The 13,738-nt window shown below is 61.8% G+C and carries 11 protein-coding genes; 9 read left to right on the top strand and 2 right to left on the bottom strand.

Going from position 1 to position 13,738, the window contains the following annotated elements; translation table 11 throughout:
* The first annotated feature begins 372 nt into the window (after positions 1 to 372).
* The 5 genes from xdhA (at position 373) to guaD (ending at position 6,681) form a co-directional block, all read left to right on the top strand.
* A complete protein-coding gene (gene xdhA, locus FFS60_RS00500) occupies positions 373 to 1,812 on the top strand; it encodes a xanthine dehydrogenase small subunit (protein WP_028629758.1) in 1,440 nt (479 codons plus the stop codon).
* Complete coding sequence (gene xdhB, locus FFS60_RS00505) at positions 1,805 to 4,201, top strand: xanthine dehydrogenase molybdopterin binding subunit (protein ID WP_137820798.1); 2,397 nt, start codon at positions 1,805 to 1,807, stop codon at positions 4,199 to 4,201. Before xdhA ends, xdhB begins: the two co-directional genes overlap by 8 nt.
* A gap of 57 nt (positions 4,202 to 4,258) precedes the next feature.
* Positions 4,259 to 4,408, top strand: coding sequence for a hypothetical protein (locus tag FFS60_RS28580; RefSeq protein WP_155945741.1), 150 nt, complete (start codon positions 4,259 to 4,261; stop codon positions 4,406 to 4,408).
* The gene (gene xdhC, locus FFS60_RS00510; RefSeq protein ID WP_137820799.1) at positions 4,405 to 5,238 is read left to right on the top strand and encodes a xanthine dehydrogenase accessory protein XdhC; all 834 of its coding nucleotides are present in this window, start codon (positions 4,405 to 4,407) and stop codon (positions 5,236 to 5,238) included. Before FFS60_RS28580 ends, xdhC begins: the two co-directional genes overlap by 4 nt.
* Before the next feature lie 135 nt (positions 5,239 to 5,373).
* Positions 5,374 to 6,681 carry a guanine deaminase gene (gene guaD / locus FFS60_RS00515; RefSeq protein WP_028629755.1) on the top strand — a complete coding sequence of 436 codons (1,308 nt, stop codon included), beginning with the start codon at positions 5,374 to 5,376 and terminating at the stop codon, positions 6,679 to 6,681.
* Positions 6,682 to 7,038: 357 nt separating this feature from the next.
* Here guaD and FFS60_RS00520 read toward each other — a convergent pair whose 3' ends face one another.
* Positions 7,039 to 7,809, bottom strand: a complete 771-nt coding sequence (locus FFS60_RS00520; protein WP_028629754.1) for a GntR family transcriptional regulator — start codon at positions 7,807 to 7,809, stop codon at positions 7,039 to 7,041.
* Between the two features lie 617 nt (positions 7,810 to 8,426).
* Between FFS60_RS00520 and FFS60_RS00525 the strand changes: the two genes are divergently transcribed.
* The 4 genes from FFS60_RS00525 (at position 8,427) to dctM (ending at position 13,143) form a co-directional block, all read left to right on the top strand.
* Positions 8,427 to 9,776, top strand: a complete 1,350-nt coding sequence (locus FFS60_RS00525; protein WP_028629753.1) for an NCS2 family permease — start codon at positions 8,427 to 8,429, stop codon at positions 9,774 to 9,776.
* A 368-nt stretch (positions 9,777 to 10,144) separates the two neighbouring features.
* Positions 10,145 to 11,140 carry a C4-dicarboxylate TRAP substrate-binding protein DctP gene (dctP, locus tag FFS60_RS00530; protein WP_137820800.1) on the top strand — a complete coding sequence of 332 codons (996 nt, stop codon included), beginning with the start codon at positions 10,145 to 10,147 and terminating at the stop codon, positions 11,138 to 11,140.
* Between the two features lie 75 nt (positions 11,141 to 11,215).
* Positions 11,216 to 11,863: a TRAP transporter small permease gene (locus FFS60_RS00535; protein ID WP_028629751.1), complete on the top strand. Its 648-nt coding sequence runs from the start codon at positions 11,216 to 11,218 to the stop codon at positions 11,861 to 11,863.
* Positions 11,860 to 13,143 (top strand): C4-dicarboxylate TRAP transporter large permease protein DctM, encoded by a 1,284-nt coding sequence (gene dctM / locus FFS60_RS00540; RefSeq protein ID WP_028629750.1) that lies wholly within the window; start codon positions 11,860 to 11,862, stop codon positions 13,141 to 13,143. The genes FFS60_RS00535 and dctM overlap by 4 nt, the downstream gene beginning before the upstream one ends.
* 144 nt (positions 13,144 to 13,287) lie before the next feature.
* On the opposite strand, the gene uraH is transcribed toward dctM, so the two are convergent.
* Positions 13,288 to 13,641 (bottom strand): hydroxyisourate hydrolase, encoded by a 354-nt coding sequence (gene uraH / locus FFS60_RS00545; protein ID WP_028629749.1) that lies wholly within the window; start codon positions 13,639 to 13,641, stop codon positions 13,288 to 13,290.
* Between the last annotated feature and the right edge of the window lie 97 nt (positions 13,642 to 13,738).

Here is a 13,738-nt window from a genome sequence, read left to right on the forward strand (position 1 = left end):
TGCATTGCGTGTTGCAAGCACTTGCATCGCCCGTAAGAGCTGGCTTGCCAGCGAATGGCCGCGTTTCGCCGGCAAGCCAGCTCCTACAAGGTTCTTGGCCCGATGGTAAATCTTTCGCAACAGCTAACGCAGACAGAGCCAATGAATTCACCCCGACAAAAAGCGCCCTGCCCTCCCTTACCTACACTTAGGACAGGTGGCACGAATTGCGCTTGAACCTTGAGACAGAGCCGGTACGGCGGGCTAATAACCGAAAGAGATGAAGATTTCCTGACTTTCGAGTCAAATATTTATTGACCCAAAAGTCAGACGCCTCTAAATTTGCCCCCATACGAGCCCTCGTAAAAACAATAAAGTGCCTGGAGGTCGTCCTTGATCCAGTTTTTACTCAATCGGGAGCTGCGCACCGAGCAAGCCCTCGATCCCAATGTCACGGTGCTCAACTACCTGCGTGAGCATGTCGGCAAACCCGGTACCAAAGAAGGCTGTGCCTCGGGCGATTGCGGTGCTTGCACCGTCGTTGTCGGCGAGCTGGACGGGGACCGCGTCCGCTATCGCACCCTCAACTCCTGCCTGACCTTCGTGTCCTCGCTGCACGGCAAGCAACTGATCACCGTGGAAGACCTCAAGCACCAGGGCCAACTGCACTCCGTGCAACAGGCCATGGTTGATTGCCACGGCTCCCAGTGCGGCTTCTGCACCCCTGGATTCGTCATGTCGCTGTTCGCGCTGCAAAAAAACAGCAACGGCTTCGACAAGGCGCAGACCATGGAAGCCCTGGCCGGCAACCTTTGCCGCTGCACCGGCTATCGCCCGATCATCGACGCCGCCGAGCAGGCCTGCTGCCAGAAGCAGCCGGACCAGTTCGACAATGCCGAAGCGCAGACCGTCGCCCAGCTGAAGGCCATTGCCCCGCGCGAAACCGCTGAGTTGAACAGCGGCGACAAGCGCTGCCTGGTGCCGCTGACCGTGGCAGACCTGGCCGACTTCTACGTCTCCAACCCGCAGGCCCGCCTGCTGGCCGGTGGCACCGACCTGGCCCTGGAAGTCACCCAGTTCCACCGTGAGCTGCCGGTGATGATCTACGTCGGCCATATCGACGCCATGAAGCGCATCGAGGAAAACGGCGACTTCATCGAGATCGGCGCAGCCACTTCGCTGTCCGACTGCTACGAAACCCTGTCCCGCGAGTACCCGGACTTCGGCGAGCTGCTGCACCGCTTCGCCTCCCTGCAGATTCGCAACCAGGGCACCCTGGGCGGCAACATTGGAAACGCCTCGCCCATTGGCGACGCCCCGCCGCTGCTGATCGCCCTGGGCGCCGAGATTGTTCTGCGCAAAGGCAACCAGACCCGCATCCTGCCGCTGGACGAATACTTCCTCGACTACAAGGTCACTGCCCGCCAGGATTCCGAGTTCATCGAAAAGGTGCGCGTGCCCCGCGCCCGCAAGAACCAGGCGTTCCGCGCCTACAAGGTGTCCAAGCGCCTGGACGACGACATCTCCGCTGTCTGCGCCGCCTTCAACCTGGTGATCGAGAACGGTGTGGTACGCAAGGCCCGAGTCGCCTTCGGCGGCATGGCCGGCATTCCCAAGCGCGCAAGCGCCTGTGAACAGGCCCTGATAGGCGCCTCCTGGTATCCGGGCACTGTCGAGCGCGCCTGCGAGGCCCTCGCCAAGGACTTCACCCCGCTCTCGGACTTCCGCGCCAGCAAGGAATACCGCCTGCTGACCGCGCAGAACCTGCTGCGCAAGTTCTTCCTCGAACTGCAATCCCCAGAAGTCGAAACCCGGGTGACCGCGTATGTCTAACAATCACCATCACAAAACCCAGGAAGAACTCGCGGAACTGTTCCGTGCCGACATCACCACCGGCGTCGGCCGCAGCGTCAAGCACGAGAGCGCGCCGAAACACGTGACTGGCGAAGCCGTGTACGTGGATGACCGCCTGGAGTTCCCCAACCAGCTCCACGTCTACGCCCGCATGAGCGACCGCGCCCACGCGCGCATCACCCGCATCGATACCACGCCCTGCTACCAGTTCCCGGGGGTGGCGATTGCCATCACCGCCAAGGACGTACCCGGCCAGTTGGACATCGGCCCGGTGGTCGCCGGTGACCCGCTGCTGGCAGACGGCAAGGTCGAGTATGTCGGCCAGGTGATACTGGCCGTCGGTGCCGACAGCCTGGAGACCGCGCGCAAGGCCGCGATGGCAGCCATCGTCGAGTTCGAGGACCTGGAGCCCGTGCTGGACGTTGTCGACGCCCTGCGCAAGAAGCATTTCGTGCTGGACAGCCACCAGCACAAGCGCGGTGACTCGACCACCGCACTGGCCAATGCGAAGAACCGGCTGCAAGGTTCCTTGCACATCGGCGGCCAGGAGCACTTCTATCTGGAGACCCAGATCTCCTCCGTCATGCCCACCGAAGACGGCGGCATGATCGTCTACACCTCGACCCAGAACGCCACCGAAGTCCAGAAGCTGGTCGGCGAAGTGCTGGGCGTGCCGATGAACAAGATCGTCATCGACATGCGCCGCATGGGCGGCGGTTTCGGCGGCAAGGAAACCCAGGCGGCCGGCCCGGCCTGCCTGTGCGCCGTGATCGCGCACCTGACCCGGCGCCCGACCAAGATGCGCCTGCCGCGCATGGAAGACATGTCGATCACCGGCAAGCGCCACCCCTTCTACGTCGAGTACGACGTGGGCTTCGACGATAACGGCCTGCTCACCGGCATCGAACTGGAACTGGCCGGCAACTGCGGCTATTCGCCCGACCTGTCTGGCTCCATCGTCGACCGCGCGATGTTCCACTCGGACAACGCCTACTTCCTCGAAAACGCCACCATCAATGGTCACCGCTGCAAGACCAACACCGCCTCGAACACCGCCTACCGTGGTTTCGGTGGCCCACAGGGCATGGTCGCGATCGAAGAGATCATGGACGCCATTGCCCGCAGCCTCGGCAAGGACCCGCTGGAAGTTCGCAAGCTGAACTACTACGGCAAGGACGAGCGCAACGTTACCCACTACTACCAGACCGTCGAGCACAACATGCTCGCCGAAATGACTGCTGAGCTCGAAGCCAGCAGCGAGTACGCCAAGCGCCGCGAGGAAATCCGCGAGTTCAACGCCAAGAGCCCCGTGCTGAAGAAAGGCCTGGCGATGACCCCGGTGAAGTTCGGCATCAGCTTTACCGCCACCTTCCTCAACCAGGCCGGCGCGCTGGTGCACGTCTACACCGATGGCAGCATTCACCTGAACCACGGCGGCACCGAGATGGGCCAGGGCCTGAACACCAAGGTCGCCCAGGTCGTGGCCGAAGTCTTCCAGGTGGATATCGGCCGCATCCAGATCACCTCCACCAACACCGACAAGGTGCCCAACACCTCGCCGACCGCAGCGTCCAGCGGTACGGACCTGAATGGCAAGGCGGCGCAGAACGCGGCCGAAACCATCAAGGGACGGCTGGTGGAGTTCCTCGCCAATCACTTCAAGGTGACGACCGAGGATGTGGAGTTCAAGAACGAGCAGGTGCGCGTGCGCGACCGCTACCTTTCCTTCGAGGAAATGATTCAGCTCGCCTACTTCAACCAGATCTCGCTCTCCAGCACCGGTTTCTACCGCACACCGAAGATTTTCTACGACCGCGACAAGGCCGCCGGCCGCCCCTTCTATTACTTCGCCTACGGTGCAGCCTGCGCCGAAGTCCTCGTGGACACGCTGACCGGCGAGTACAAGATGCTGCGTACCGACATCCTGCATGACGTGGGTGCTTCGCTGAACCCGGCCATCGACATCGGCCAGGTGGAAGGTGCCTTCGTCCAGGGTATGGGCTGGCTGACCATGGAAGAGCTGGTCTGGAACGCCAAAGGCAAGCTGATGACCAACGGTCCGGCCAGCTACAAGATCCCGGCCATCGCCGACATGCCCATCGATCTGCGCGTGAAGCTGGTGGAGAACCGCAAGAACCCCGAGCAGACGGTGTTCCATTCCAAGGCAGTGGGCGAGCCGCCCTTCATGCTGGGCATCGCCGTCTGGTGCGCCATCAAGGACGCCGTGGCGAGCCTCGGGGATTACAAGGCCCAGCCGAACATCGACGCGCCGGCCACCCCCGAACGCGTGCTCTGGGGCGTCGAGCAGATGAAGAAACTGCAACAACCCGCCAAGGCTGCCACGCAGACGCAGCCCGAACCGGCATGACCCGTGGCGGCCGCCCCGCAAGGGTCGGCCGCCACACGAAACCCACGGTGAAGAACAATGACAACATCCACCGATCGACCGAAGACAATGCAGCAAGACACCGAAGCGGTGCTGCTGGAAACGCTGCCGGCACCTGTACGTCCCAAGGACGACTGGCGCCTGTCGCGAACCACCAGGCCACTGCGTAGCTGGAGACTGAGCAAATGAGTTGGATCAGCGCCCTCGCCGACCTGCAGCAACGCTGTGAACCCTGCGTGCTGGTGACCATCATCGAGGAGCGCGGCTCGACCCCGCGCAATGCCGGCTCCAAGATGGTTGTCACTGCCGAGCGAATCTTCGAGACCATCGGTGGCGGTCATCTCGAATTCAAGGCGATGGAGATCGCCCGCGAGATGCTCGAAAATCGCAGCCAGGACACCCGCCTGGAGCGCTTCAGCCTGGGCGCCAGCCTCGGCCAGTGCTGCGGCGGCGCCACCGTGCTGCTGTTCGAACCCATGGGCCAGCCCCAGGCGCATATCGCCGTGTTCGGCGCTGGCCACGTCGGCCGCGCCCTGGTGCCGCTGCTCGCCAGCCTGCCCTGCAAGGTGCGCTGGATCGACTCGCGGGAGAATGAGTTCCCGGAGCACATTCCGGCCGGCGTGGAGAAAGTGGTCAACGAAGACGTGATCGACGAGATCGCCGAGATGCCCAAGGGCAGCTACTTCATCGTCATGACCCACAATCACCAGCTGGACCTGGAACTGACAGCCGAAATCCTCAAGCGCAACGACTTCGCCTACTTCGGCCTGATCGGCTCGAAGACCAAGCGCGTCAAGTTCGAACATCGTCTGCGCGAGCGTGGCTTCGCCGCCGAAACCGTCCAGCGCATGCGTTGCCCTATGGGTATCCAGGACGTCAAAGGCAAGCTGCCGATCGAGATCGCCATCTCCATCGCCGGTGAAGTCGTCGCCACCTACAACGCCAACTTCGGCCAGGAAGTGAAAAAGGGCGAGACGGTCGCCAAGCTGATTCCTTCCTCCCGCCGCGAACAGGCCTGAGTTTTTTCCTCTTCCCTGGGAAGTGGATGACGCGTAGTGCCGGGTGGGGGGAGCCGCGTGACAGGGCGTCCCCCACTTCGGCCCCTCCCCTTGGGCGAGGACGCAAGAATCGTAATGCTAACGAACGAGACTGACATGACCAGCCACGTAACCGCCTACCGCTCCGCCATCCTGCACAGCATCGCCGACCCAGCCCTGGTGGGCGTCGAGCAGTCCTACCAGTATTTCGACGACGGCCTGCTGGTGGTCGAGGACGGTCGCGTCAAGGCCGTGGGCGAAGCCAAGTCCCTGCTGCCAGGCCTGGATGCCAGCGTCGAAGTGCGTGAGTACCGCGACGCCCTGATCACCCCCGGCTTCATCGACACCCACATCCACTTCCCGCAGACCGGCATGATCGCCTCCTACGGCGAGCAACTGCTGGACTGGCTGAACACCTACACCTTCCCCACCGAAAAGCAGTTTGCCGACAAGGCCCATGCTGCTGACGTTGCTGGCATCTTCATCAAGGAGCTGCTGCGCAACGGCACCACCACGGCCCTGGTGTTCGGCACGGTGCACAAAGAGTCGGTGGACGCCTTCTTCGAAGCCGCGCAAGCGCTCAACCTGCGGATGATCGCCGGCAAGGTGCTGATGGACCGCAATGCCCCGGACTACCTGACCGACACCGCCGAATCCGGCTATGCCGACAGCAAGGAATTGATCGAGCGCTGGCACGGCAAGGGTCGCCTGCACTATGCGGTCACCCCGCGTTTCGCCCCCACCAGCACCCCGGAACAGCTGGAGCTGGCCGGCAAGCTGTATGCCGAGTACCCGGGCCTGTACATGCACACCCACCTGTCCGAGAACCGCAAGGAAATCGAGTGGGTGAAGGAGCTGTTCCCGGAACGCAAGGGCTACCTGGACGTCTATGACCACTTCAAGCTGATCGGCGAGCGCTCGGTATTCGCCCACGGTGTGCACCTGTGCGATGACGAGTGCAAACGCCTCGCGGAAACCGGTTCGGCGGTAGCGTTCTGTCCCACCTCCAACCTGTTCCTCGGCAGCGGCCTGTTCGACCTGCAGAAGCTGGAAGAGTACGGCGTGCGCGTGGGCCTGGGCACCGATGTCGGCGCCGGCACCAGCTTCTCCCAGCTGCAGTCGCTGAACGAGGCCTACAAGGTCATGCAATTGCAGGGCAAGAAGCTCGACCCGTTCAAGTCCCTGTACCTGGCCACCCTCGGGGGCGCCCGCTCGCTCTACCTGGATGACCGGATCGGCAACTTCCAGAGCGGCAAGGACGCTGACTTCGTGGTCCTTGACTACAAAGCCACCCCGCTGATGGATTACCGCCTGCAGCAAGCTCGCAGCCTCGAGGAAAAGCTGTTCGCCCTGACCATCCTCGGCGACGACCGTACCGTGAAGGAAACCTTCGCCGCCGGCCGCAGCGTGCATCAGCGCGGCTAACGCTCGCATGATGAAAAGAACCCCGCTTCGGCGGGGTTTTCTTTTGGCGCCCCAGTGGGGGCGAACTCATTCGCTCTGTCTGCGTAAAGTGTTGAAGGTCCAGGAATCCTTTGTAGGAGCTAGCTTGCTAGCGAATGCGGACATTCTCCCCCGCAAGAACTCGGCGTCCTACAGGCTCCAACAGGCGCTCACGCTCACCGGGTGGCTAACGCAGACATAGCCAATTCATTCGCCAAGGATCGCGCAGTGGCCCTGGAAGCTGGTCCGGGGGCAGGTCTTCGACCTGCTTGGCGAACGAATTCGCCCCTACAGAAAGCAAAAAGCCCCGCATGCGCGGGGCTCATTCGTCAGGCTGGCTCAGGCGCTGCGGGGCGTGTTGCGGCCTGGCTTCTTCTTGGTCTGCAGCAGGTGCGAAAACACCGCGTGCAGGTCATCCGAAGCGCCGCCTTCATCCAGATTCAACTTGTCATCGATGTGATCCATGTGATGCATCATCAGCATCACCGCGCGCTCGGCGTCGCGCGACTCGATGGCATCGATCAGGCGATTGTGTTCATCGAAGGAACAGTGGGAGCGGCTACCGCTCTCGTATTGGGCAATGATGAGCGACGTCTGGGACACCAGACTGCGCTGGAAACTGACCAAGGGAGCGTTCTTCGCCGCCTCGGCCAGCTTCAGGTGGAACTCACCGGAAAGACGGATGCCAGCACCACGGTCGCCACGAGAGAAGCAGGCCTGCTCCTCGCTGACCATCTGCCGAAGCTCCTGCAACTGCTCGGCGGTGGCGTGTTCCACCGCCAACTCGGTAATGGCTCGCTCAACCAGGCGGCGGGCGTAGAAGATCTGGCGGGCTTCCTCGACGCTGGGGCTCGCGACCACAGCGCCGCGATTCGGTCGCAGCAGCACCACACCTTCATGGGCAAGGCGCGACAGCGAGCGGCGGATGATGGTGCGGCTGACGCCGAATATCTCGCCCAGGGCCTCCTCGCTCAGCTTGGTACCGGGTGCGAGGCGCTGCTCGAGAATGGCATCGAAAATATGCGCATAGACGACATCGTCCTGCGTGCCGCTGCGGGTGCTTTTGGCGGTGCGCGGCTGCTTCTTGAGTGGCTGCAACTGTTCGTTCATGGGGGCTCGCGTCAAAGGGATTCGGCGGTCTTCCAGGGCCCTTTTTGCCCCTCTCCGCCGGGCTGAGCAGGTGTGTCAGCGAGGGAAATCAGGGAAAAAGCGAGTGATATTGTACACAATCATCCAGCCTTGAACAGTTTCGCCTCAGCTCAAGCCCCATTCCTGACCAGTTGCACAGGTTTTTCCAGTACTTCTCGAATGGCTCCGGTCGACGAAGGCATAAGCGACAGAAAGACAGATTTCCCTACATTTTTTTGTCATAAGCGCAATTGCTCCAGTGCCATTCAGTGCTTTGGCGCTTCCTTCCCTTTCCTGCCCTCGCACAAGCCACTCCTCTCAACCCATTGTTTTTAAATGACTTTATTAATTCATCGTCCAACGAATTGTCGCAGCAAAATCTGCCCTCATGGTCAGCTTTAACGAATTGGTGCGATTTTTCGAACATTGAAAACATTATTTGTTTTTTTTGTATACAAAGGCATAATCGCGCCGTGACTTCCTGACCCTGCGGTCAAGTATTAAGGGGAGTGCACCACTCACGCCATCCGCCTCAGTCAGTCCGGAGCCAACTCCAGGCTCTGGGTGAACAAAACAAAAGAGATGAGGAGTACCACGCTGTGGAAAGCATCAAACAACAAGAACAAGGAACGTACGCCGCAACACCGCCCTCCAATGGCCTGCTTGAACGTCTCTTCAAGCTCAGCCTTCACGGCACCACCGTGAGAACCGAACTGGCTGCAGGTCTGACCACCTTCATCACCATGGCCTACATCATTTTCGTCAACCCGAACATCATGGCCGATGCCGGGATCGATCATGGCGCAGCCTTCGTTGCTACCTGCCTTGCCGCAGCCTTCGGCTGCCTCCTCATGGGTCTTTACGCCAACTGGCCGGTGGGTCTCGCCCCGGGCATGGGCCTGAACGCCTTCTTCACCTACACCGTGGTCAACACCATGGGCTACAGCTGGCAGATCGCGCTTGGCGCGGTGTTCCTCTCCGGCGTGCTGTTCATGATCCTCACCTTCTCGCGCATCCGCGAATGGCTGCTCAACAGCATCCCAAGCAGTCTGCGGTTCGCCATGGGCGCTGGCGTCGGCCTGTTCCTCGGGCTCATCGGCCTGAAGACCGCCGGTATCGTAGTTGCCCATCCGGCCACCCTGGTGCACATCGGTGATCTGACCTCCCCCGGTCCGCTGCTGGCCGCCATCTGCTTCCTGATGATCGCCGTGCTGGAATACCGTCGTATCTTCGGCGGCATCCTGATCAGCATCCTCACCGTCACCCTGGTCGGCGTGGGTCTGGGCATCGTCAAGTTCGGCGGCGTGTTCTCCATGCCCCCGAGCCTGGCCCCGACCTTCATGGCCATGGACATCACCGGCGCGTTCGACGTGACCATGGTCAGCGTGATCCTCGCTTTCCTCTTCGTGCACATGTTCGACACCGCCGGCACCCTGATGGGCGTGGCCCAACGTGCCAACCTGGTGCAGGAAGACGGCCGCATCGAGAACCTGTCCAAAGCCATGAAGGCAGACAGCGCCTCCAGCGTGTTCGGCGGCGTGCTCGGCGTACCGCCGGTCACCAGCTACGTTGAGAGTGCTGCCGGCGTGGCCGCTGGCGGTCGCACCGGTCTGACTGCCGTAACCGTGGGCATCCTGTTCATCGCCGCCATGTTCTTCGCCCCGCTGGCCGGCATGATCCCCGCCTACGCCACCGCCGGCGCACTGATCTACGTTGCGATGCTGATGATGGGCGGCATGGCCCACATCGACTGGAAAGAACACACCGAGACCATTCCGGCCATCGTCACCGTGATCATGATGCCGCTGACCTTCTCGGTCGCCGACGGCATCGCGTTGGGCTTCGTGACCTACGTCGTAATGAAGGCCTTCACCGGCAAGTACAAGGATGTGTCGGTAAGCCTGTATGCACTCTGCGCCATCTTCGTGGCGAAGTTCATCTTCCTGTAACCGATCAGCCACCGCGAAACCGAGCCCTGTCGCAATGCGACAGGGCTTTTCATTTTCGCCTGATGAAAAGCCCGACCAAGCCTGGCGGATTTCCGCCACCAACCGCACGCAATACGGCGGAAACCCGCCACGCAAACCTCCTCTTCACGCCCCTTCAGCACCCGCCCTCCCTTGATAATCGTGGCTTGCAGACTGCTGGCACAGTGCTTGCCATGTGATCGGCAAGCGAGCCAACAAGAACAAGCCAAGCCGCGTTTTCACGATCCAACCGACCAAATCGCGGTTGCCGCCTAGACTCCTTCTTGTTGCCTCGCTCGGACCGCCCCCGGCTGTCCGGACCTGATCTAGAACAACAAGAGGATGCATCAATGTTCAAACCTGCTCTGAAAGCGCTCGCCTGCGCCCTCGCGCTGGGTGCCGCCGGCCTGGCCCAGGCCGCCGACCCCATCGTGATCAAGTTCTCCCACGTCGTGGCCGAGCACACCCCCAAGGGTCAAGGCGCATTGCTTTTCAAGAAGCTTGCGGAAGAACGCCTGCCCGGAAAGGTGAAGGTGGAGGTCTACCCCAACTCGTCGCTCTTCGGTGACGGCAAGGAAATGGAAGCCCTGCTGCTGGGCGACGTGCAGCTGATCGCACCGTCCCTGGCCAAGTTCGAGCAGTACACCAAGCAGGTGCAGTTGTTCGACCTGCCCTTCCTGTTCAACGACATCCAGGCCGTGGATCGCTTCCAGCACAGCCCCGAAGGCCAGAACCTGCTCAAGTCGATGGAAAGCAAGAACATCACCGGGCTGGGTTATTGGCACAACGGCATGAAGCAGCTCTCGGCCAACAAACCCCTGCGCGAACCGAAGGACGCCCGCGGCCTGAAGTTCCGCGTACAGGCCTCGGCCGTGCTGGAGGAGCAGTTCAAGGCCGTGCGTGCCAACCCGCGCAAGATGAGCTTTGCCGAGGTGTACCAAGGGCTGCAGACCGGCGTGGTCAACGGTGCCGAGAACCCCTGGTCGAACATCTACTCGCAGAAAATGCACGAGGTGCAGAAGTACATCACCGAGTCCAACCACGGCGTGCTCGACTACATGCTGATCACCAACACCAAGTTCTGGAACGGCCTGCCGGCGGACGTTCGCTCCGAACTGGAGAAGATCACCGTGGAAGTGACCAACGAGGTGAACAAGCAGGCCGAGGCGCTGAACCAGGGCGACAAGCAGCGCATCATCGATGCCAAGACCAGCGAGATCATCGAGCTCACTCCCGAGCAGCGCAACGAATGGCGCGAGGCCATGAAGCCGGTGTGGAAGAAGTTCGAAGCCGAAATCGGTCCTGATCTGATCAAGGCTGCCGAAGCCGCCAATCAGGCCCAGTAAGACGCCCCGCCCGGGGTTGGCGGTTTTCCGCCAGCCCCGAGCAAACGACGCTTCTGCCATCGGGAGATGCCATCCATGAACGCTCTGCGGCGCGTCTGGGACCACTTCGAGGAAGGTTTCATCGCCTTCCTTCTGGCGGCCATGACGCTGGTGACCTTCGTCTACGTCATCCTCAACAACCTCTACACCGTCTTCTACGACCTGGCCGACCGCTGGGAGGCCGCCAGCGAAGCGCTCTTCGGCATCGGCGACAGCATCCTTGCCATGGCCCAGGCCATGACCTGGAGCAACTCGCTGACCAAGGCGCTGTTCGCCTGGCTGATCTTCTTCGGCCTTTCCTACGGCGTGCGTACCGCCGGCCACATTGGCGTCGATGCCCTGGTCAAGTTGACCACCCGCCCGGTGCAGCGAGCCCTGGGAATCATCGCCTGCCTGTGCTGCCTGCTTTATGCGGGACTGCTGGCTGTTGCCAGCTTCGAGTGGGTGCAAACCCTTTTCACGGCGGGAATCGGCGCCGAAGACCTCGGCCACTACGGCGTCCAGCAATGGCACATCGGCCTGATCGTGCCCGTGGGATTCGGCCTGGTCTTCATCCGCTACGCGGAAATTTTCGTTCGTATCCTGCAGAACCGGCAGACCGGTCTAGGCCTCGCCGATGAGGCTGCCGAGGCGCTCAAGCTGACCGAGCACGACGAGCCACAGCACAAGGAAGACAAGCAATGACTGTCCTGTTTCTCTTCTTCCTGCTCTTCCTGTTGATGTTCATTGGCGTACCCATTGCCATCTCGCTTGGCCTTGCCGGTTCGATGACCATCATGCTGTTCAGCCCGGATTCGGTGCGATCCCTGGCGATCAAGCTGTTCGAGACGTCCGAGCACTACACCCTGCTGGCAATCCCCTTCTTCCTGCTGGCTGGGGCCTTCATGACCACCGGTGGTGTGGCGCGGCGCCTGATCGACTTCGCCAACGCCTGCGTCGGCCACATCCGCGGCGGCCTTGCGATTGCCGCGGTGCTGGCCTGCATGCTCTTCGCCGCGCTGTCCGGCTCCAGCCCGGCCACGGTGGCCGCAGTGGGCTCCATCGCCATCGCCGGCATGGTGCGCTCGGGTTATCCGCAGGCCTTCGGCGCGGGCATCGTCTGCAACGCCGGTACCCTGGGCATTCTCATTCCGCCTTCAATCGTGATGGTGGTCTACGCCGCCGCCACCGAAACCTCGGTGGGCAAGCTGTTCATGGCCGGCGTGATTCCCGGCGTCTTGCTTGGCTTGGTGCTGATGGTGGCGATCTACATCATCGCCGTGAAAAAGAACCTGCCGGCGCTACCGCGCGCCACATTCCGCGAATGGCTGAACGCCGGGCGCAAGGCCCTCTGGGGCCTGCTGTTGATGGTGATCATCCTGGGCGGCATCTACAGCGGCATGTTCACGCCAACCGAAGCCGCGGCCGTGGCAGCCGTCTACTCGGCCTTCATTGCCCTGTTCGTCTACAAGGACATGAAGCTCAGCGAGGCGCCGAAGGTGCTGCTGGAGTCCGGCAAGCTGTCCATCATGCTGATGTTCATCATCGCCAACGCCATGCTCTTCGCACACGTGCTGACCACAGAGCAACTGCCCCAGCAGATCACTGCATGGGTGATCGATGCCGGCCTGACGCCAGTTACCTTCCTGCTGGTCGTGAACATCGTGCTCCTGATTGCTGGCGCCTTCATGGAACCCTCGGCAATCATCCTGATCCTGGCCCCGATCCTCTTCCCGATCGCGATGAAACTGGGCATCGACCCCATCCACCTGGGCATCATCATGGTGGTGAACCTGGAGATCGGCCTGGTGACACCGCCCGTGGGGCTGAACCTCTTCGTCACCTCGGCCGTGACCGGCATGCCGCTGACCTCCACCATCCGGGCCGCGATGCCCTGGCTGATGATCCTGCTGGCCTTCCTCATCCTGGTCACCTACGTACCCTGGATCTCCCTGGCCCTGCCGAACTGGCTGGGCATGACCTGATCCCTTGCGCATCTCCCCGTGATGCGTTTCAGCCCGGCCTTGCGCCGGGCTTTTTTATGAGCACCGTCTGCACTTTCCTGCAGACGAAAAAAAGCCCGCAGTGTGAACGGGCTAGAAAGACTCCAGTGAGTCGAGGGTAACGAACTAGCTACCGCGGTAAGTGGAGTAGCTGTAAGGGGAGATCAGCAGCGGCACGTGATAGTGGTCCTGTTCGGAGGAGATGCCGAAGCGCAGCACGACCACGTCGAGGAAAGCCGGCTCGGCCAGCTGAACGCCACGCGCGCGGTAGTAGTCACCCGCGTGGAAATGGATCTGGTAGACGCCGCTCTGGTAGTCGGCACCCTGCAGCAGGGGCGCATCGCAGCGACCATCGTCATTGGTGGTGGTGGTGGCGACCAGCTCCAGGCCCGCGTTTTCTACGCGATAGAGCTCGATCTTGATGTCACGGCCAGGGCAACCGTGGGCGGCATCCAGTACATGCGTGGTCAAACGTCCCATTGCTCGCTGGGCGTTCTTCGGGCCGGTGCGCTGGCCGCGATCGAAACGCCACACCTCCTCTGCTTGTTCATATCGGTGCGTGGTCAGGGCTGAGGCC

This window comes from Pseudomonas sp. D(2018), from assembly GCF_005502555.1.
Lineage (GTDB): Bacteria > Pseudomonadota > Gammaproteobacteria > Pseudomonadales > Pseudomonadaceae > Metapseudomonas > Metapseudomonas resinovorans.